Below are 18,722 nucleotides of genomic sequence, written 5' to 3'. Positions count from 1 at the left end.
CAGCAGCCTGTCCTTTTATTTTCTATAAAAAAGTACGCTTCACTTTTTCCCAAAATGAATTGTCCTTTAGTTTGACTGTTTTGATTTTCTTATTAGACAGTTTGATTTCGATCGTTTTCACATTTCTCGTGCTGAGTGCTTCATTGTCCAAGCCGATGATTGGGTGTTCGTTGCCGTCCTGCACCACACGAAGGGTCAGCTTTCGGTCAGAGCTGAGGACAAATGGCGAGCCGAGTGTCCGGTAGGTATTATTGTTAAGGGATGCAAGCTCTGATACCTGCATGCATGGAAGCAATGGATCAACAACAGCTCCTGCAACAGACTTGTTATAGGCGGTGCTCCCTGTAGGCGTTGAGATAATCATTCCGTCACCTCTAAACGTTTCAAAGTGCAGATCGTCAATCAGCACGTCCATCACAAAGGTTTTGATGATGCTTGAGCGGATGGATACCTCGTTTAAGCAGTGAAAAGGACTGGCTTGATCCACTGTCACTTCAATCAGCGGGTATTTTCTCACTTCAATTTGTTCAAACGTCATTGCATCGACCATTTTTTCTCGCTCATCACTATGAAAGTCGCAATATAAATGAGCTTTCCCCTTTTTGGTAATGCCGACGTACAAGCAGTCGTCACGAAAATTCGTCTTTCTGACTGCCTGCAAAAATGTGCCGTCCCCGCCAATGCTAGCGATAATATTGGCGTCTGAGTGCTGGTTCACAACGGTAAATCCATGCTCTTCCGCTAATTGTGTTAACGAGCGGGCTTGTTCGTTCGTTTCCTGATCCTGTTTGTGAAAAAAATAAACATTACGGCGTTGATCGGTCATATCCCATTTCCCCTTTGCTGTCATATTTAAGTTTTTCTGCCATCCAGTATTTGTGATAAAATACCTTTGGCCATAAGTGTACCACGTTTGCCGGCAGCCCGTTAAGCCGGAGCTTTCTCATGAAGTGAAACATTTTTCATATTGAATCGTATAATGAGAGAGTTTAGGAAAAAGGAGGAGAAAAAATGAATGCAAAAAGATGGATTGCATTAGTGATTGCTCTGGGGATTTTCGGCGTGTCTATTATCGTCAGCATCTCTATGAGTTTCTTTGAAAGCGTCAAAGGCGCTCAAACGGATCTCACATCACTGACGGATGAATCGCAGGAGAAGACGCTGGAAAACGGCAGTCCCTCAAGTAAAATTGCCGTATTAGAGGTCAGCGGCACCATTCAGGATAATGGGGACTCAAGCAGTCTGCTTGGTGCAGACGGATATAACCACAGAACGTTCTTAAAAAACCTTGAGCGCGCAAAAGATGACAAGACGGTCAAAGGTATCGTTCTGAAGGTGAATTCTCCGGGTGGCGGAGTGTATGAAAGTGCTGAAATACATAAGAAACTGGAAGAAATCAAGAAAGAAACGAAAAAACCGATTTACGTGTCAATGGGTTCGATGGCAGCATCAGGAGGCTATTACATCTCAACAGCGGCTGATAAGATTTTTGCGACACCGGAAACCCTGACCGGGTCACTCGGCGTCATTATGGAAAGCGTCAATTATTCAAAGCTTGCCGACAAGCTTGGCATTTCTTTTGAAACGATTAAGAGCGGGGCCCATAAGGACATTATGTCTCCTTCCCGTGAGATGACGAAAGAAGAAAAAAACATCATGCAATCGATGGTTGATAATTCGTATGAAGGCTTTGTTGATGTCATTTCAAAAGGGCGCGGCATGCCGAAAGCAGAGGTAAAGAAAATTGCGGACGGCCGCGTGTATGACGGACGGCAGGCGAAAAAACTGAACCTCGTTGATGAGCTTGGTTTTTATGACGATACCATTACGGCCATGAAAAAGGATCACAAGGATTTGAAAAACGCCTCTGTCATTTCTTATGAGGAAAGCTTCGGATTAGGCTCACTGTTTTCCATGGGCGCGAACAAAATGTTTAAAAGTGAAATTGATTTTTTGAATATGAGAGAAATTCTATCGCAATCCGGTTCGCCGAGAATGATGTATCTCTATGCGAAGTAGGAGGGAACAATAATGGACGCGACATATGAAGAGTTAGAGCGCAATGACATCAAAGGCCCGCAAGAAGCGGAGCTGCTGACACATGCCTATGCTGGCTTTTGGGTTCGTTTCTGGGCTTTCCTGCTTGATTGGCTCGTGATATGGGGATTAAACCATTTGCTCGTTTCTCCCCTCTTTACCGTATTGGATCTGCCGAAAACATCCGGCATGTTTACCTTCTCGGCCTACAGTGTGACAACGCTTATTGTGTATCTTGCCTATTTCGCACTCATGACAAAATACTTCAGGCAGACGCTTGGTAAAATGGTGTTCGGCCTCAAAGTGGTTTCTGTGAAGCAAGATAGCAAGCTGACATGGAGTACAGTGATTTTTCGTGAAGTGGTTGGACGGTATATTGATAAGATTTGGATTTTATATATCGTTGTTGCCTTTTCACCTACAAAACAAGGGATTCATGATTACATCGCGGATACCACCGTGGTGCATGAAAAATTATACCGCAAATAACCGATAACCCGGACTTCCGTCCGGGTTTATTTTTTTAGGAATTGGCGATAATGCTCCTAGAGGAAGTGAAGAATATGGTGTATGTACTGACAGCCATTCTTATTCTCATAGGGATCGTACTGCTTCTCAGAATGAAAATCCATGTCGCGCTGGAGTATCTTCATGCCGATGATAATGACAAATTGACCTTGAAGATTACGGCGCTGTTTGGCCTTATAAGGATCAAAAAAACAATCCCGGCGATTAAGGTGAACAAAGAAGACGGAACAGTGGATATCAAACAAAAAACTGAATCCAAAATGAAAAAAAGCAGCGGAAAGAAAAAAATTACACAAAACGATGTGCAGCAAAGCATTAATAAAATCGAAATGCTTTTGCATCAGGTCACCAGACTGCGGAAAATCAGCGCGTCTTTTCTCGCGCATTTACATATCACAAAACTAGAATGGGTTACAGTAATCGGAATTCAGGACGCGGCAGTGACAGGTGTGTTAACCGGTGCTGTATGGGGCGTGAAGGGCGGTATCGCAGCAATGCTCTACGACCACCTGGACTTTGTGAATAAACCTGTCTATGAGGTGATCCCGTCGTTTCAAGTCCCTGTTTCCAAGACCCATTTTCAGTGTATATTCTTTTTTCGCTTTGGACATGCTATGCTTGCAGCTTTCAAATTCGTCAAATACGGACGGGAGCTATCCGTATTAAAGAAGAATCCGTCGGCTAGAATGACTTCAAAGAATGATTCATCAGTTTAAGGAGGAAGCGTATATGGCAGACCATCCCATCCAAGGTTTAATGAAAACCGCAATGGAAAACTTGAAGGAAATGATTGATGTTAACACCATCATCGGAGATCCAGTGGAAACGCCTGATGGAAGTGTGATTTTAACTGTTTCTAAAGTTGGATTCGGATTCGCCGCAGGCGGAAGCGAGTTTGGCGGAAAGCCGGCCGAAAAGAAATCGGAAGACGATGAGACAAGAGAACAGAAACTTCCTTTCGGAGGCGGAAGCGGGGGCGGTGTGTCCATTACGCCGATCGCGTTTTTAATTGTCGGATCGACAGGCATCAGAATGCTTCATTTAGATGAAAATACCCATTTAATAGAGAAAATTTTAGACGCAGCCCCTCAAACACTCGAGCGCATCCAGCAAATGTTCAAGAAAAATAACAAAAACCAAAGCCAAGGCCAAAATCAAAACCAAATGAACAATATGAATTATTAAAAAAAGGTTAACTGCGCTGGCCGCAGTTAACTTTTTTTTGGCATAAACTTTGCAGTTTGCAGGAAACTTTACTATGATAGAGACATACATACAAAAGGGAGGAATTATAATGGCTGAAATTACATTCAAAGGCGGTCCGGTTACACTTGTCGGACAAGAAGTGAAGGTAGGAGATCAAGCTCCTGATTTCACAGTGCTGACTAACAGCCTTGAAGAAAAATCGTTAGCTGACATGAAAGGAAAGGTAACGATTATTTCTGTTATCCCTTCAATTGATACAGGTGTTTGTGATGCACAAACACGCCGTTTTAACGAAGAAGCTGCAAAGCTTGGAGATGTCAACGTCTACACAATCAGTGCAGACCTTCCATTCGCGCAAGCGCGCTGGTGCGGCGCTAACGGAATTGACAAAGTGGAAACACTGTCTGACCACAGAGATATGTCATTTGGCGAAGCGTTCGGTGTGTATATTAAAGAACTTCGTCTGCTTGCGCGTTCCGTATTTGTCCTTGATGAGAACGGAAAAGTCGTTTACGCTGAATATGTAAGCGAAGCAACAAACCACCCGAACTATGAAAAGCCAATTGAGGCTGCTAAGGCATTAGTAAAGTAAGCAGGGAAAAAAGCTCCAGGCTGCCGCCGGAGCTTTTTTCATGGCAAGGAGGAACACAATATGCAAAAAGACCATGTAGGTGCGGTGTATGAGCTGTTAAACGAAGCCGCGATTATGATAAAGAATGAATTGCAGATTTCATATATAGAGGCGCTGGCCGAAGCAGGAGAAATGTATTTTCTTGAAAAAACGGATCAGCTGAAACTGCCTGCTGATCAGAAAACCAAACAACTTCAGGCTCTGCTTGAAAAAGCGGAATTCGGCACGTATGAGCATGAGTGGGTACGCAAGGCTTTTCAGCTTGCCGTCCTTAAAGGAATGAAAGATATCTCGCATCCAAACAGACAAATGACGCCGGATACGATCGGGCTTTTCATCAGCTATTTGGTGAATAAATTTATGGCGGACAAAAAGGAACTGACCATTCTTGATCCAGCCCTGGGAACTGGGAACCTTCTGTTTACCGTGCTGAACCAGCTGTCTGAAAAAACGGCAAACAGCTTTGGCATTGAAATTGATGATGTGCTCTTGAAGATCGCCTATGCCCAAGCGAACCTTCTGAAAAAAGAGCTTGAGCTTTTCCACCAGGACAGCCTTGAGCCGTTGTTTATCGATCCAGTTGACACGGTCATTTGTGATCTGCCAGTCGGCTATTATCCGAATGACGAAGGAGCAGAAGCGTTTGAGCTCAAAGCTGACGAAGGCCATTCCTTCGCTCATCATCTGTTTATTGAACAGAGCGTCAAGCATACCAAACCGGGCGGCTACTTATTTTTTATGATTCCGAATCATTTGTTTGAGAGCTCCCAAAGCGGCAAGCTGAAACAGTTTTTCAAAGATAAGGTTCATATCAACGCACTGTTGCAGCTGCCAAAATCTATTTTTAAAGACGAAGCTCATGCCAAAAGCATCCTTGTGCTTCAGAAACAAGGAGAGAATACGAAAGCGCCGGGGCAAATTCTGCTTGCGAATCTTCCGTCTTTCTCCAATCAAAAGGCGATGCTTGATATGATGGCTCAATTTGATGAATGGTTTAAAAAAGAAAAGTAAGTGTTTTAAAAGCAGCTTAGACAGCCGTATGAGGTCGATGCCTAAGCTGCTTTTATTTATGCTTTTGAAGACCGGACTTGACGAATTGAATCCAGCTTTGAAACACAAAATACAGAGGGAAAAACCGCAAATTGTAAGCGTTCATCAATACAAAACCTATAGTGAATGTGTCTGAAAATAACGACTTCTTATTGTAAGCGTTATCAATACGCAAGTTGACTTGAAAAGCCGACATGACAATGTTTAAATGGAAAAGTCAGATATTTTTCGGAGAAGATGTTGATATTCACCGGGAAAAAAGTACGAAAAACGAAGTTGTTGATACAGAGTATAAAGGAGCGTCAATCATGTCCAAAATTATTGCAATTAACGCAGGAAGCTCGTCTTTGAAATTTCAGCTTTTCGAAATGCCTTCAGAAACCGTTTTAACGAAGGGTTTAGTTGAACGAATCGGTATCGCCGACAGCGTATTCACAATTTCTGTGAACGGCGAAAAAAATACAGAAGTAACTGATATTCCAGATCATGCGGTAGCTGTTAAAATGCTGCTGAATAAGTTAACGGAATTCGGCATTATTAAAGACTTGAATGAAATTGACGGAATTGGCCATCGTGTCGTTCACGGCGGAGAAAAATTCAGCGATTCTGTTTTATTAACGGATGAAACCATTAAGGAAATCGAAGATATTTCTGAATTGGCACCGCTTCACAATCCGGCAAATATCGTTGGAATTAAAGCGTTCAAAGAAGTGCTTCCAAATGTTCCTGCGGTAGCTGTATTTGATACAGCATTCCACCAAACAATGCCTGAGCAGTCTTACCTTTACAGCTTGCCGTATGAATACTATGAAAAATTCGGCATCCGTAAATACGGCTTCCACGGCACTTCACATAAATATGTAACTGAGCGTGCGGCAGAGCTTCTCGGCCGTCCGTTAAAAGACTTGCGCCTGATTTCCTGCCACCTTGGAAACGGAGCAAGTATTGCCGCTGTTGAAGGCGGAAAATCTATTGACACATCCATGGGCTTTACGCCGCTTGCCGGTGTAGCAATGGGCACACGCTCTGGAAACATCGACCCTGCCCTGATCCCATACATCATGGAGAAAACAGGCCAAACGGCTGACGAAGTACTGAATACATTAAACAAAAAAAGCGGACTGCTCGGCATTTCCGGTTTCTCAAGCGATCTTCGTGACATCGTTGAAGCTACGAAAGAAGGAAATGAGCGCGCGGAAACGGCTCTTGAAGTATTCGCAAGCAGAATCCACAAATACATCGGTTCTTACGCTGCAAGAATGAGCGGTGTAGATGCGATCATCTTTACTGCCGGTATCGGTGAAAACAGTGTGGAAGTCAGAGAACGCGTTCTTCGCGGTTTAGAATTCATGGGCGTATACTGGGACCCTGCGCTTAATAACGTGCGCGGCGAGGAAGCTTTCATCAGCTATCCGCATTCTCCAGTAAAAGTCATGATCATCCCGACTGATGAAGAAGTCATGATTGCGCGCGACGTTGTTCGTTTAGCAAAATAAATCGCATGAAAGCACATTCTCTTGAATGTGCTTTTTTGTTGATGCATGATAGTGACAGACAGAAAACATAAAAGAGGTGGGCCAATGAGCGTTCAAGAGCATAAACAAGAAGCTCCCGATATCGTTCGGTGCAAAGTGATTACTGTCAGTGACACGAGGACAGATGAAACCGATAAAAGCGGCAAGCTGATGATCTCATTTTTAGAAGAAGCCGGTCATCATATTGCCGCATATGAAATTGTAAAAGACGAAAAGGATGCTTTGCAACGGTCAGTGCTTGCGGGCTGCATGGATGAACAGACAGACGCGGTACTCTTAAACGGAGGGACAGGCATAGCAGATCGGGATGTCACAATTGAAGCCATAACGCCGCTGTTTTCGAAAGAACTGCCCGGCTTTGGAGAAATATTCAGGATGCTGAGTTATACAGAGGATATCGGCTCTGCCGCAATCATGTCGAGAGCAACTGCCGGCGTCATTCAGCATACCGCTGTTTTCTCAACGCCAGGCTCAAGCGGCGCAGTAAAGCTGGCAATGAATAAGCTGATTATTCCCGAACTTGCGCATGTGGTCAGAGAAATCAGAAAAGACAAGTAAATGAATAAATACTATGAAACTTCACCTGAAATTTAGGTGAAGTTTTTTTTATAAAAGGCTTGAAAAAACGAAACGTACTTGTTAAAGTGTATACATACAAAATGTATTTTTATTAAATATAATTTATTTTTATACAAAATAGAAACACGGTTGAGAGGGGATTTTTATCATGTCAGAACAGAAAAAAGTCGTATTAGCATACTCAGGAGGTCTTGATACTTCCGTCGCAATAAAATGGCTTCAGGAGCAAGGATATAATGTAATCGCCTGCTGCCTGGATGTCGGTGAGGGCAAAGATTTGGCATTTGTTCAGCAGAAAGCGCTTGAAGTCGGCGCGACAAACTCCTACGTGATCGATGCAAAAGAAGAATTTGCACAGGATTACGCGCTTATCTCTTTGCAGGCCCACACAATGTATGAAGGAAAATACCCGCTTGTTTCGGCATTATCTCGACCGCTGATCGCGAAAAAACTGGTTGAAATTGCGGAAAAAGAAGATGCACAGGCGATTGCCCACGGATGCACAGGGAAAGGAAATGACCAGGTTCGTTTCGAAGTCTCCATTAAATCATTAAACCCTGACCTAGAAGTCATCGCGCCGGTTCGCGAATGGCAGTGGTCACGTGAAGAAGAAATTGAATATGCGGCTAGCCGCGGCATTCCGATTCCGATCAATCTTGACAGCCCGTATTCTATCGACCAAAACCTCTGGGGACGCGCCAATGAGTGCGGCATTTTAGAAGATCCATGGGCGGCGCCGCCAGAAGGTGCATACGATTTAACAGCTCCGCTGGAAAAAACGCCGGACACGCCGGAAGTGATTGAAATTGCATTTGAACAGGGCGTGCCTGTCTCCATTGACGGTGTTTCCTACTCGCTTTCTGAGCTGATCTTGAAGCTGAATGAAATGGCGGGCGCGCACGGTGTCGGACGTATCGACCACGTGGAAAACCGCCTCGTCGGCATTAAATCCCGGGAAGTATACGAATGCCCTGGTGCGATGACACTGATCAAAGCGCATAAAGAATTAGAAGATTTGACACTGGTGAAAGAGGTAGCCCACTTTAAACCGATCATCGAGCAAAAAATGTCAGAAATCATTTACAACGGCTTATGGTTCTCACCGTTAAAAGACGCGCTGCACGCTTTCTTAAAAGAAACGCAAAAGCATGTCACAGGCATTGTCCGCGTGAAGCTGTTTAAAGGCCATGCAATTGTAGAAGGACGTAAATCGGAATACTCTCTATATGATGAAAAACTTGCAACATATACAAAAGACGATGCATTTGATCACCATGCAGCAATCGGATTTATCGAGCTTTGGGGACTTCCGACAAAAGTGAACAGCATCGTGAAAAAGAAGGAGCAGATTAAAGCATGAAGAAGCTTTGGGGAGGCCGATTTCAAAAAACACCGGAAAAATGGGTCGACGAGTTCGGCGCGTCCATATCATTTGACCAAAATTTAGTTGCTGAAGACATTACAGGGTCTCTCGCACATGCTGCCATGCTGAAAAAATGCGGTATTCTGACAGCAGAAGAAGAGTTGAAAATCCGAGAGGGCCTGAATACCCTTTTGCAAAAAGCAGAGGAGGGAGCATTGGAATTCTCAGTCGATTATGAGGATATTCATTTGAACATTGAGAAAATGCTCATTGACGAAATCGGTCCTCTTGGCGGCAAGCTGCATACCGGCAGAAGCCGGAATGACCAGGTGGCGACTGACATGCATTTATACTTGAAGAATCATGTCGGCCACATCATCGAGCTGATTGAGGCATTCCAAAGTGCGCTGATTGAAAAGGCGGAAGCGAACGTTGAAACGATTCTGCCGGGCTACACACATTTGCAGCGCGCCCAGCCGATTTCATTCGCTCACCATCTGCTTGCGTATTTCTGGATGCTTGAGCGCGACAAGGAGCGTTTTCAGGATTCAATGAAGCGGATTAACAAATCTCCGCTCGGCTGCGGGGCGCTCGCGGGAACAACCTTCCCAATTGACCGTGATTATTCAGCGGAACTGCTCGGCTTTGATGCCATTTATGAAAACAGCTTGGACGGCGTCAGCGACAGAGACTTCATTTTGGAGTTTTTAAGCAACAGCAGTATGCTGATGATGCACCTATCCCGTTTCTCTGAAGAAATCATTTTATGGTGCTCGCAGGAGTTTAAATTCATCGAGCTTGACGATACGTACGCAACAGGAAGCAGCATGATGCCGCAAAAGAAAAACCCTGATATGGCGGAGCTGATCCGCGGCAAAACAGGACGCGTATACGGCGATATGATGGGGCTGTTTACGATCATGAAAGGACTTCCGCTCGCTTACAACAAAGATCTGCAGGAAGACAAAGAGGGCATGTTTGACACGGTGAAAACGGTGGAGGGCAGCCTGCAAATCTTCACAGGCATGATCCAAACAATGACTGTAAACAAAGACGTCATGAAGCAAGCAACAAAACAAGACTTTTCAAACGCGACGGAACTGGCCGATTATTTAGCTAAAAAAGGAATGCCGTTCAGAGAAGCGCATGAAGTGGTCGGGAAACTTGTGTACACATGCATCGAAAGAGGGATCTATTTAAGCGATATGCCGTTTGGCGAGTTTCAGCAGGCGAGCACACTATTTGAAGAAGATATTTACACTGTGTTAGACCCTTACTACGCAGTTGAAAAAAGAATGAGCGCCGGGGGCACCGGATTCAAACAGGTGGAACAGGCGCTTGAAAAAGCGAAAGCTTGCGTGGCAGCAGGAGTTTGTTAAAATTTCCTTCATAAAATCCCGTCATTATAGCCAACCTACCTCTATAATGATGGGAGGCAGAATGATGAAAAAAGAACCGGAACGCTATATTTATGATGAACAAGAAAGCCAGGAGACAACAAGGCTCATTTCAGAAGCATATCAAAGCGGTTATGTCGATATGCCTGATCAGGAGTCTTCATCTCCTGCAGAATAAGCTGTCTGTACAGGCAGCTTTTTTTGTATGCCAAAGTGTAAAAAGTGATATTGCAAGCCTTTTATAGTAAAGTAGAAGAAGAAACACTTTATTGAAAGCGGCGACGTTGCTTTGGGAGGTATTCATGTGCGACATGCTTTAATTACTGCCGGTTCGAAGGGTTTAGGCCGCAAAGTGACTGAAACGTTGCTTGCAAAGGGGTATTCAGTAACAGTCAATTACAGACAGGATGAGGAGGCAGTCAGCCGCCTGAAGGAAGCCTGTCCCGATTGTCTTGACCGGCTGCAATTTGTAAAAGGTGATGTCACCAAAAAAGAAGATCTGCTGCGTATTGCAGAGGCTGCCTTAAACCGCTTCGGAAGGATCGACTTTTTGATTAACAACGCTGGACCATACATATTTGAACGTAAAAAGTTAGCCGATTATACTGATGATGAATGGTATGGCATGCTGGAAGGAAATTTAAGCGCCGTCTTTCATTTATTCAAAGCGGTTATTCCTATTATGAGAAAACAGCAATTTGGACGCATTATTACGTACGGATTCCAAGGTGCGGCTCACGCGCCCGGCTGGCTTCACCGATCGGCATTTGGCGCTGCGAAAGTGGGCTTGGCTTCTTTGACGAAGACAATTGCCATTGAAGAAGCCGAATTCGGCATAACCGCCAACATGGTTTGCCCAGGAGACATTGTCGGCGACATGAAAGAAGCATCGATAGAGGAAGCCAGAATGCGAATCGGCAAAGAAAAAACGCCGATAGGAAGATCCGGTACAGGCGAGGATATTGCCAGGATTATCGCTTTCTTGTGTGAGGAGAACTCAGACCTTGTGACAGGGACTGTCATTGAAGCCACCGGAGGCCTCAATGTCATTAACAAGAATCAAACAACATAAGTTTTTCAGCTTTTTAAAAAGGGAAAATAAAAAAAACAAAATCATGTGACGAGGTGAAAGAAATGAAAGTGACATATCACGGACATTCTGTAATCACAGTGGAAACGAAGGACCATCATATTATTTTTGATCCGTTTTTAACAGGGAATTCATTAACGGATATAAAGCCGGAGGATGTAAAAGCGGATGTCATCTTACTAACGCACGGCCACAATGACCATGTCGGTGATACTGAACAAATCGCCAAGCAAAATAACGCGCTGGTTATAGCCCCGAACGAGCTCGCTGTGTACTTAGGCTGGAAAGGCTTGAATGTTCATCCAATGCATATTGGCGGCTCCCGCCAGTTCGATTTTGGAAAAGTGAAGCTCACACAGGCCTTTCATGGATCAGCCATCACAGATGAAGAAAACAAAACGATCACTTACACAGGCATGCCTGCCGGTATTTTGCTGACTGTAGAAGATAAAACGATTTTCCACGCGGGCGATACGGCACTTTTCTCTGATATGAAACTCATTGGCGAATTGAATCATATCGACCTTGCTTTCCTTCCGATTGGCGATAACTTTACAATGGGGCCTGAAGACGCCAAGCTTGCTGCTGAATGGCTGCGCGCAAAACAGGTCGTGCCGGTGCATTACAATACATTCCCGGTCATCGAACAAGACCCAGAAGCATTCGCTGACAGCCTGCCGGGCGGAGTCGGCAAAGTCATGTCGGTCGGTGAGACGATCGAGCTTTAAACCGTGAAACCATCTCCTGATGAATCAGGAGGTGGTTTTTATTTTTTCAGTTATCCTGTAATGGTCTTATCAGAGGTTCCTTCCAATTCTTTGCTGCGCTGCTGAAAACGTTTGGTTATCCGGGCGATCAAGTCCTTCGTGGCGCGGTCAAAATGAACTTCTTTTTGATTTGTCAACAGCCCTATGGGCGGGGTGATATCCAGGTTCAGAATTGGAATGACTTTAGTGCCGTTGAACGGTTTAGAATGTGCGGTGCTGGTAAAGATTGAAATTCCGATGTTTTCACGTACGTAATATTCATGTGACATGCTGCTTGTGAGCTCCATTTTTTTGTAGCGATTCCCGAGTTCTCTATGTAAATGCTGTTCAATTTGTAAGCGAATGGGGCAATTGGCGGGCGTAAATATGAAGCGCTCTTCTGCTAAATCAGACAAATGGACAGCCTTCTTCTCAGCGAGCGGATGTTGATCAGATACAATCACATTTAATGTGTCATAAAAAAATGGATGGTAGTAATTTTCAAGAATCAGCTCCGGCTCGCCGCAGACTGCAAAATCAATCGTCCCGTCTAAGAGCTTTTGACTGCAGGTATTGGCGTCATCAACCTTGATATTAACCGTTATCTTTGGGTAATCCATTAAGAAATCCTTTAAAATCTCGGGGAATATCAGACTGGCGGTTGGCTCTGAAACCCCTATGTTGATAATGCCTGCCTCTTCTTCCTTTAAGTCGGAGAGGTTGTGTTTAAGCGCCTCGTATTGCATCAAAAGATCTCCTGTTCGTTCATAAAAAAGCTTCCCTGCTTTTGTCAACTGCAGGCTTTTTCCTCTTTCAAACAGCAGTACGCCTAAATCCTGCTCCAATTGCTTCATACGCATCGATATCGTCGGCTGCGAGTAGTTGAGTATTTCTGCAGCTTTATAGAAGCTTCCAAATTTTACAATCGTATGAAACGTTTTGATTGAGCGTAACTCCAATGTGCTCCCTCCTGTTTTTCATCATTAAAATTACTGAAGTGAAGGTTTACTTTTTTTGATTAGTCAAAGATCAGAGTATGCTTTATAGTATAAACAATAAAAGCTTAGTAAACAAATAGGAATTATATATTTTGTGAAGAGGAGTGACAAAAATGAGTGATGATATTTTTCGACTGGCAACTGTTGAAGATGCATCGGAGCTGTTGAAACTGGTTAACAGCGCATTTCAGCCCATTCGGCAGCTGGATATTGATTGGCCATCCACGAGAGCTGATATCCAAATGGTATCAGAAAATATTGAACATCATTCAGCGATTGTGCTGGAGCGGGATGGGAAGCTGATTTCAACGATTACAATCAGGTTCCCGTGGGAGAGTGAGACGCCTCCTTCAAAATATCCATTTGTGTGGTGGTTTGCGACACTGCCGGAATATAAAGGGCAAGGCGCCGGAAGTAAGCTGCTTACGTATGTTGAAGAAAAAGTGCTTCGAGATATGCTGAAGGCTCCTGCGCTGACACTCGGCACATCGGCGCGCAAGCATCCTTGGCTTGCTGACATGTACAGAAGGAGAGGGTATGAAGTGTATTTTGAGCAGGAAAAAGACGGGGACATAGGTGTGATGATGCACAAGGTTCTGATTCCGGAACGATTTAACCCAACGCTTTTAGGTGCGCCCAGCTGGGCATGATGTGAGGCAGCCTATGAATAAGCGTAAAGGATTGGTTTTGCTGCTGTCAGTGTTTGCATTACTTGGCGGGGGATGTTCGCAAACAAATAACAAAACAGATCGTCAGGCTCAAACGGTCATAGTCGGCACTGGAACAGATTTTCCGAATATTGCGTTTTTAAATGAAAAAGGTGAATTGACCGGGTATGACATTGAAGTGATGAAAGCCATCGATAAGGAGTTGCCTCAATATACATTTGAATTTAAAACGATGGATTTCTCAAATTTGCTGACGAGTCTCGGAAATAAAAAAATTGATGTGATTGCGCACAATATGGCCAAAAATAAAGAACGAGAAAAGCGTTTTTTGTATCATAAAGTCCCATATAACTACTCGCCGATGTACATCACGGTGAAAGAGGATAATCACAAGATTCATACATTAAAAGACTTACACGGAAAAACAGTCATAGTTGGCGCCACGTCAAATGCGGCAGATTATATTACAAAGTACAACAAAACGCACGGCAGCCCAATTCATTTGAAATATGCGGGACAGGGAAGCAATGATACCGCCAATCAAATTGAAACCGGGCGCGCAGATGCAACGATAGCTACACCGTTTGCCGTCGATTTTCAGAATAAAACGCACGCCTTCCGCCAAAAGACAGTCGGTGACGTGTTATTAGATACCGAGGTGTACTTTATGTTTAATAAAGGCAGCCAAACCTTGGCGGATGACACGGATCAAGCGATTAAAAAGCTGGAGAAAAACGGAACGCTAAAAAAACTAAGCCGAAAATGGCTCGGGGCAGATTATTCAAAATCAAGTTTTGAAAAATAAATGGGGCGATGAGATGAAAACGAAAACAGCATTCATGGCAATATTATTTTCGCTTATAACAGTTCTGTCAGCTTGCGGTGCAGGCAGTCAAACGACGGGAGCCGGGCAAAAGAAGGTACAGACGATCACGGTCGGAACTGGAACCCAATTTCCGAATATTTGCTTTATCGATGAAAAAGGCGATTTAACCGGTTATGATGTCGAACTGATCAAAGAGCTTGATAAGCGCCTGCCACATTATAAATTCACATTTAAAACGATGGAATTTTCCAACCTGCTTGTCAGCCTCGGACAGCATAAAGTCGATATCGTGGCACATCAAATGGAGAAAAGCAAAGAGCGTGAGAAAAAATTTCTGTTTAACAAGGTTGCTTACAACCATTTTCCTTTAAAAATTACTGTGCTTCAAAATAACGATACGATCCGTGGAATTGAAGACTTAAAAGGAAAACGGGTGATTACGAGTGCAACCTCCAACGGAGCGCTTGTACTGAAAAAATGGAATGAGGATAATGGACGGCCGTTTGAGATTGCCTATGAGGGCCAAGGCGCAAATGAGACTGCGAATCAGCTGAAATCGGGGCGTGCGGACGCAACGATCTCAACGCCTTTTGCAGTAGACTTTCAAAACAAGACGAGCACTATTAAAGAAAAAACCGTCGGTAATGTGCTTTCAAATGCCAAAGTGTATTTTATGTTTAACAAAAATGAACAAACGTTAAGTGACGATATTGATAAAGCCTTACAGGAAATCATTGATGACGGAACGTTGAAAAGGCTCAGTTTGAAATGGCTTGGTGACGACTATTCCAAAGAGCAGTATTAGGTAAAAAGAGAGGGAGCAGTGATGGAAAAAGCGTTTGATATGAACATGATTGGAGATTTTGTGCCGACGTTAACCGCTTATTTACCGGTTACATTATACATTTTAACACTGTCCTTGCTTTTCGGTTTTGTATTAGGACTCTTTCTGGCACTGCCCCGCATCTATAATATTCCAATTGTAAATCAATTGGCAAAAGTGTATATCTCGTTTTTCAGGGGAACGCCTATCATGGTGCAGCTTTTCATCGTGTTTTACGGGATCCCGGCGCTTACGGGGCTTATCGGGATTGATACATCAAAAATGGACCCGTTTTATGCTGCTGTCGCAACCTACGCGTTAAGCAATGCAGCGGCAGCCGCAGAAATCATTCGAGCGGGGGTGGGCAGTGTAGATAAAGGCCAAACGGAAGCGGCGTACAGTATTGGCTTAAGCGGTAGTCAGGCCTTCAGGCGAATCGTTCTGCCCCAGGCACTTGTCCAGGCGTTTCCGAATATGGGAAACATGGTGATCAGTTCTTTAAAAGATACGTCTCTAGCCTTTTCAATAGGTGTTATGGATATGTCCGGAAGGGGCCAAACACTGATTACCTCAAGCAACCATTCTCTTGAAGTTTACATTGCGCTATCGATTGTTTATTATGCTGTAGCGGTTTTATTCGAATGGTTCTTTCGAGTGGCAGAAAAACGAATCAAGAAGAATCAAACAAGGATTGTTACTGTTTTTGACATGAACATACATTGATATATTTCTTCGGATGAGGGGGGAGAAGATTGCAATTTGACTTTCCATTTATCGTTTCCGCCATGAAAGAAATGGTAAAGACCATTCCTCTGACATTGATGATGGCTGTTTTGCCGATTGTGTTTGGATTTCTCGTGGCTCTTGGAAATATAATTGTTAGAATTTTTAGAATTAAGGGCTTGGTGGCTTGCTCAAGGTTTTATGTGTCTTTCTTTCGAAGTACACCTGCAATTCTTCACATTATGTTGATTTATTTAGGGATACCGCCTGTTGCAGATCAAGTCAGCAGTTTTTTTCATCTCGGCTGGTCCGCTAATGAGATACCGGTCTCCATGTTTGTCATCATGGCCTTGTCTTTAACTGCCGGAGCTTATCTCACAGAAATCATCCGGTCGGGCATTCTGGCGATGGATACCGGACAGGTCGAAGCGGCTTATTCAATCGGCTTGACATACAGCCAAACCTTTCGGCGTGTAATATTGCCGCAGGCGCTGAAGGTTTCCATCCCAAACTTCACAAATTTGGGTATCGGCTTTTTGCATACCACCTCTATCGCGGCTATAGTGGCTGTCCCAGAGATTACAGGGACGGCGACTATCGTTGCTTCTGATAATTATGCATTTTTAGAAGCGTTTATCGGAGCAGCGATTATCTATTGGGTGCTGACTCTAATCCTAGAATCCGCAAATGGAGTATTAGAGAGAAAGGCAGCCAGATTTCAAGGAGGCACTTTATGATTGAGATTAAAAATATCCATAAACAGTTTGGCATCCACCATGTATTAAAAGGGATAAATCTCACGGTACGCAAGGGAGAAGTTGTGACGATTATCGGGCCGAGCGGATCAGGGAAAACCACCTTTTTACGGTGCCTGAATTTATTAGAACGTCCAGACGAAGGGATCATTTCTATACATGACAAAGTGATTAATTGCCGCTTTCCGTCCAAAAAAGAGGTTCACTGGCTCAGAAAACAGACGGCAATGGTATTTCAGCAATACCACCTGTTTGCTCACAAAACGGTGATTGAAAATGTCATGGAGGGCTTGACGATTGCCCGGAAAATGAGAAAACAAGACGCGTATGCCGTAGCGGAAAATGAACTGAGAAAGGTCGGGCTTCAAGATAAATTGAACGCTTATCCGAGTCAGTTATCGGGAGGACAAAAGCAGAGGGTAGGGATAGCAAGGGCGCTTGCCATTCATCCTGATGTGCTGCTGTTCGATGAGCCGACGGCAGCGCTTGACCCGGAGCTGGTCGGTGAAGTGCTTGAGGTAATGCTGGAAATCGTGAAAACCGGAGCCACCATGATTGTTGTTACACATGAAATGGAGTTTGCAAGAAGGGTCTCTGATCAAGTTGTTTTTATGGATGAAGGAGTCATTGTTGAACAAGGAACCCCGGAGGAAGTCTTCCGCCATACCAAAAAAGACAGAACGAGGCAGTTTCTCCGCCGTGTTTCGCCGGAATATTTATTTGAACCAAAAGAACACATAAAGGAGCCGGTGATATGATCCGCTTAAGTATTTTAGACCAAAGCTTGATTGGTGAAGGGGAGACAGCAGCTGATACATTACAGCATACAGTGAAATTGGCACAAATGGCTGAAGAATGTGGATATCACCGATTTTGGGTGGCCGAACATCACAACAATGATGAGATTGCAGGGTCTGCACCCGAGGTTCTTTTAGGCTATCTTGCTGCAAGCACAAGAAAAATTCGTTTAGCATCAGGCGGAGTGATGCTGCAGCATTACAGCTCTTATAAAGTAGCGGAGCAATTCCATCTTCTATCAGCGTTAGCTCCCGGCCGTATAGATCTTGGAGTGGGCAAAGCGCCCGGCGGGTTTCAGCTGTCCACAGACGCGCTGCAGGCCGAATATAAAAAACCGGTGCGTCAGTTTGATGAAAAACTGGAGGAGCTTACTCATTTCGTTCGGGATGATTTTCCTGATACCCACCGCTATGCCGCATTGCGTCCTAGGCCGCAGGTTGATCGGAAGCCGGGTATTTTTCTATTGGGAGGAAGCACAGAGAGTGCCATTTCTGCTGCAAAACTGGGAATCTCTTTTGTCTTTGCTTACTTTATTAACGGTGAAGAGGAAGTGCTGAAGGAAGCCCGCCGAGCATTTGACGCGCATCTCCCGCCAGGATCTGAGGCTGAATTTCATCTTGCCCCCGCTGTTTTTGCGGCACATACAAAAGAAGAAGCGGAAAAACATATTGTGTCGCGTGAATCGATAAAAGTGGTTTTGAAAGACGGGCGTAAGGTCAACGTCGGTTCCCGCGAACAGGCTGAGGCCTATCTGGAAAACGTCACAGAGCCCTATGACATCATCGTGCAAAAAACCGGGATTATTGCCGGAACAAAGGAAGAAGTGGCAGAAGAATTAACACGTTTATCAGGCACATACAAAATCAATGATTTTGTTATTTTTACACCGATCAAAAATGCTGTAGAAAAACAGCTGTCTTATCAGCTGCTGAGCGATGCAGTTTTAGCTGCAAAACGTTAAGGAGGGAC

The 18,722-nt window shown here is 44.2% G+C and carries 23 protein-coding genes; 21 read left to right on the top strand and 2 right to left on the bottom strand.

Translation table 11 applies throughout. The features are described from left to right. Window positions 1-22: 22 nt before the first annotated feature. Window positions 23-826 carry an inorganic polyphosphate/ATP-NAD kinase gene (gene ppnKB / locus BSU_29540; protein NP_390832.1) on the bottom strand — a complete coding sequence of 268 codons (804 nt, stop codon included), beginning with the start codon at window positions 824-826 and terminating at the stop codon, window positions 23-25. Between the two features lie 185 nt (window positions 827-1,011). Here ppnKB and sppA point away from each other — a divergent pair, with 185 nt between their 5' ends. The 14 genes from sppA to ytkL all read left to right on the top strand — a co-directional run bounded on the left by sppA (window position 1,012) and on the right by ytkL (window position 12,144). After that, window positions 1,012-2,019 carry a signal peptide peptidase gene (sppA, locus tag BSU_29530; RefSeq protein NP_390831.1) on the top strand — a complete coding sequence of 336 codons (1,008 nt, stop codon included), beginning with the start codon at window positions 1,012-1,014 and terminating at the stop codon, window positions 2,017-2,019. A gap of 12 nt (window positions 2,020-2,031) precedes the next feature. Continuing rightward, window positions 2,032-2,526: a putative integral inner membrane protein gene (yteJ, locus tag BSU_29520; protein ID NP_390830.1), complete on the top strand. Its 495-nt coding sequence runs from the start codon at window positions 2,032-2,034 to the stop codon at window positions 2,524-2,526. A 74-nt stretch (window positions 2,527-2,600) separates the two neighbouring features. Then, complete coding sequence (gene ytfI / locus BSU_29510) at window positions 2,601-3,281, top strand: conserved sporulation-related protein (RefSeq protein ID NP_390829.1); 681 nt, start codon at window positions 2,601-2,603, stop codon at window positions 3,279-3,281. Window positions 3,282-3,294: 13 nt separating this feature from the next. Next, on the top strand, window positions 3,295-3,750 hold the full coding sequence (gene gerW / locus BSU_29500) for a germination-associated protein (RefSeq protein ID NP_390828.1): 456 nt from the start codon (window positions 3,295-3,297) through the stop codon (window positions 3,748-3,750). A gap of 109 nt (window positions 3,751-3,859) precedes the next feature. Beyond that, complete coding sequence (tpx, locus tag BSU_29490) at window positions 3,860-4,363, top strand: thiol peroxidase (lipid hydroperoxide reductase) (protein NP_390827.1); 504 nt, start codon at window positions 3,860-3,862, stop codon at window positions 4,361-4,363. Window positions 4,364-4,423: 60 nt separating this feature from the next. After that, window positions 4,424-5,413 carry a putative nucleic acid methyltransferase gene (gene ytxK, locus BSU_29480; protein NP_390826.1) on the top strand — a complete coding sequence of 330 codons (990 nt, stop codon included), beginning with the start codon at window positions 4,424-4,426 and terminating at the stop codon, window positions 5,411-5,413. After that, on the top strand, window positions 5,385-5,588 hold the full coding sequence (locus BSU_29479; RefSeq protein YP_009513997.1) for a hypothetical protein: 204 nt from the start codon (window positions 5,385-5,387) through the stop codon (window positions 5,586-5,588). The genes ytxK and BSU_29479 overlap by 29 nt, the downstream gene beginning before the upstream one ends. 172 nt (window positions 5,589-5,760) lie before the next feature. Further along, window positions 5,761-6,948: an acetate kinase gene (gene ackA / locus BSU_29470; RefSeq protein ID NP_390825.1), complete on the top strand. Its 1,188-nt coding sequence runs from the start codon at window positions 5,761-5,763 to the stop codon at window positions 6,946-6,948. A gap of 84 nt (window positions 6,949-7,032) precedes the next feature. Further along, the gene (moaB, locus tag BSU_29460) at window positions 7,033-7,545 is read left to right on the top strand and encodes a molybdopterin GTP-binding precursor Z biosynthesis component (protein NP_390824.1); all 513 of its coding nucleotides are present in this window, start codon (window positions 7,033-7,035) and stop codon (window positions 7,543-7,545) included. Window positions 7,546-7,714: 169 nt separating this feature from the next. Next, window positions 7,715-8,926: an argininosuccinate synthase gene (gene argG / locus BSU_29450; RefSeq protein ID NP_390823.1), complete on the top strand. Its 1,212-nt coding sequence runs from the start codon at window positions 7,715-7,717 to the stop codon at window positions 8,924-8,926. Continuing rightward, window positions 8,923-10,308 (top strand): argininosuccinate lyase, encoded by a 1,386-nt coding sequence (argH, locus tag BSU_29440; protein ID NP_390822.1) that lies wholly within the window; start codon window positions 8,923-8,925, stop codon window positions 10,306-10,308. The genes argG and argH overlap by 4 nt, the downstream gene beginning before the upstream one ends. Continuing rightward, window positions 10,268-10,504: a hypothetical protein gene (gene ytzD, locus BSU_29430; protein NP_390821.3), complete on the top strand. Its 237-nt coding sequence runs from the start codon at window positions 10,268-10,270 to the stop codon at window positions 10,502-10,504. The genes argH and ytzD overlap by 41 nt, the downstream gene beginning before the upstream one ends. 126 nt (window positions 10,505-10,630) lie before the next feature. Next, entirely contained in the window at window positions 10,631-11,398 is a 768-nt protein-coding gene (gene ytkK / locus BSU_29420; RefSeq protein NP_390820.1) for a putative 3-oxoacyl-acyl-carrier protein reductase, read from the top strand. Window positions 11,399-11,460: 62 nt separating this feature from the next. Continuing rightward, a complete protein-coding gene (gene ytkL, locus BSU_29410) occupies window positions 11,461-12,144 on the top strand; it encodes a putative metal-dependent hydrolase (RefSeq protein ID NP_390819.2) in 684 nt (227 codons plus the stop codon). A 50-nt stretch (window positions 12,145-12,194) separates the two neighbouring features. Here ytkL and ascR read toward each other — a convergent pair whose 3' ends face one another. Next, the gene (gene ascR, locus BSU_29400; RefSeq protein ID NP_390818.1) at window positions 12,195-13,121 is read right to left on the bottom strand and encodes a transcriptional regulator of operon snaA-ytnM degrading cysteine-containing compounds (AscR-N-acetylcysteine); all 927 of its coding nucleotides are present in this window, start codon (window positions 13,119-13,121) and stop codon (window positions 12,195-12,197) included. A gap of 152 nt (window positions 13,122-13,273) precedes the next feature. On the opposite strand from ascR, the gene snaA reads away from it, so the two are divergent. From snaA to cmoO, 7 genes are read left to right on the top strand one after another with little or no spacing between them, the layout of a single operon-like run. Next, window positions 13,274-13,810: an N-acetyltransferase acting on sulfur compounds gene (gene snaA / locus BSU_29390; RefSeq protein NP_390817.1), complete on the top strand. Its 537-nt coding sequence runs from the start codon at window positions 13,274-13,276 to the stop codon at window positions 13,808-13,810. Between the two features lie 13 nt (window positions 13,811-13,823). Further along, complete coding sequence (tcyJ, locus tag BSU_29380) at window positions 13,824-14,633, top strand: sulfur containing amino acid ABC transporter binding lipoprotein (protein ID NP_390816.1); 810 nt, start codon at window positions 13,824-13,826, stop codon at window positions 14,631-14,633. Window positions 14,634-14,646: 13 nt separating this feature from the next. Then, window positions 14,647-15,459, top strand: coding sequence for a sulfur-containing amino acid ABC transporter binding lipoprotein (gene tcyK, locus BSU_29370; RefSeq protein ID NP_390815.1), 813 nt, complete (start codon window positions 14,647-14,649; stop codon window positions 15,457-15,459). 21 nt (window positions 15,460-15,480) lie between these two features. After that, window positions 15,481-16,200, top strand: coding sequence for a sulfur-containing amino acid ABC transporter (permease) (gene tcyL, locus BSU_29360; RefSeq protein NP_390814.1), 720 nt, complete (start codon window positions 15,481-15,483; stop codon window positions 16,198-16,200). Window positions 16,201-16,229: 29 nt separating this feature from the next. Next, the gene (gene tcyM, locus BSU_29350) at window positions 16,230-16,937 is read left to right on the top strand and encodes a sulfur-containing amino acid ABC transporter (permease) (protein ID NP_390813.1); all 708 of its coding nucleotides are present in this window, start codon (window positions 16,230-16,232) and stop codon (window positions 16,935-16,937) included. Then, on the top strand, window positions 16,934-17,713 hold the full coding sequence (gene tcyN / locus BSU_29340) for a sulfur-containing amino-acid ABC transporter (ATP-binding protein) (RefSeq protein NP_390812.1): 780 nt from the start codon (window positions 16,934-16,936) through the stop codon (window positions 17,711-17,713). Before tcyM ends, tcyN begins: the two co-directional genes overlap by 4 nt. Next, a complete protein-coding gene (gene cmoO, locus BSU_29330; protein NP_390811.1) occupies window positions 17,710-18,714 on the top strand; it encodes a monooxygenase (S-alkyl substrates) in 1,005 nt (334 codons plus the stop codon). The genes tcyN and cmoO overlap by 4 nt, the downstream gene beginning before the upstream one ends. Window positions 18,715-18,722: the final 8 nt, after the last annotated feature.

The sequence above is a fragment of the Bacillus subtilis subsp. subtilis str. 168 genome (assembly GCF_000009045.1).
Lineage (GTDB): Bacteria > Bacillota > Bacilli > Bacillales > Bacillaceae > Bacillus > Bacillus subtilis.
Note: the sequence above shows the minus strand (reverse complement) of the source record. Positions and strands in the feature narration are given on the sequence as shown.

Excerpts from the sequence above, each read along its gene's own strand:
- ppnKB (NP_390832.1), bottom strand. The coding sequence starts at position 826 with ATGACCGATCAACGCCGTAATGTTTATTTTTTTCACAAACAGGATCAG.
- sppA (NP_390831.1), top strand. The coding sequence starts at position 1,012 with ATGAATGCAAAAAGATGGATTGCATTAGTGATTGCTCTGGGGATTTTC.
- yteJ (NP_390830.1), top strand. The coding sequence starts at position 2,032 with ATGGACGCGACATATGAAGAGTTAGAGCGCAATGACATCAAAGGCCCG.
- ytfI (NP_390829.1), top strand. The coding sequence starts at position 2,601 with ATGGTGTATGTACTGACAGCCATTCTTATTCTCATAGGGATCGTACTG.
- gerW (NP_390828.1), top strand. The coding sequence starts at position 3,295 with ATGGCAGACCATCCCATCCAAGGTTTAATGAAAACCGCAATGGAAAAC.
- tpx (NP_390827.1), top strand. The coding sequence starts at position 3,860 with ATGGCTGAAATTACATTCAAAGGCGGTCCGGTTACACTTGTCGGACAA.
- ytxK (NP_390826.1), top strand. The coding sequence starts at position 4,424 with ATGCAAAAAGACCATGTAGGTGCGGTGTATGAGCTGTTAAACGAAGCC.
- ackA (NP_390825.1), top strand. The coding sequence starts at position 5,761 with ATGTCCAAAATTATTGCAATTAACGCAGGAAGCTCGTCTTTGAAATTT.
- moaB (NP_390824.1), top strand. The coding sequence starts at position 7,033 with ATGAGCGTTCAAGAGCATAAACAAGAAGCTCCCGATATCGTTCGGTGC.
- argG (NP_390823.1), top strand. The coding sequence starts at position 7,715 with ATGTCAGAACAGAAAAAAGTCGTATTAGCATACTCAGGAGGTCTTGAT.
- argH (NP_390822.1), top strand. The coding sequence starts at position 8,923 with ATGAAGAAGCTTTGGGGAGGCCGATTTCAAAAAACACCGGAAAAATGG.
- ytkL (NP_390819.2), top strand. The coding sequence starts at position 11,461 with ATGAAAGTGACATATCACGGACATTCTGTAATCACAGTGGAAACGAAG.
- snaA (NP_390817.1), top strand. The coding sequence starts at position 13,274 with ATGAGTGATGATATTTTTCGACTGGCAACTGTTGAAGATGCATCGGAG.
- tcyJ (NP_390816.1), top strand. The coding sequence starts at position 13,824 with ATGAATAAGCGTAAAGGATTGGTTTTGCTGCTGTCAGTGTTTGCATTA.
- tcyK (NP_390815.1), top strand. The coding sequence starts at position 14,647 with ATGAAAACGAAAACAGCATTCATGGCAATATTATTTTCGCTTATAACA.
- tcyL (NP_390814.1), top strand. The coding sequence starts at position 15,481 with ATGGAAAAAGCGTTTGATATGAACATGATTGGAGATTTTGTGCCGACG.
- tcyN (NP_390812.1), top strand. The coding sequence starts at position 16,934 with ATGATTGAGATTAAAAATATCCATAAACAGTTTGGCATCCACCATGTA.
- cmoO (NP_390811.1), top strand. The coding sequence starts at position 17,710 with ATGATCCGCTTAAGTATTTTAGACCAAAGCTTGATTGGTGAAGGGGAG.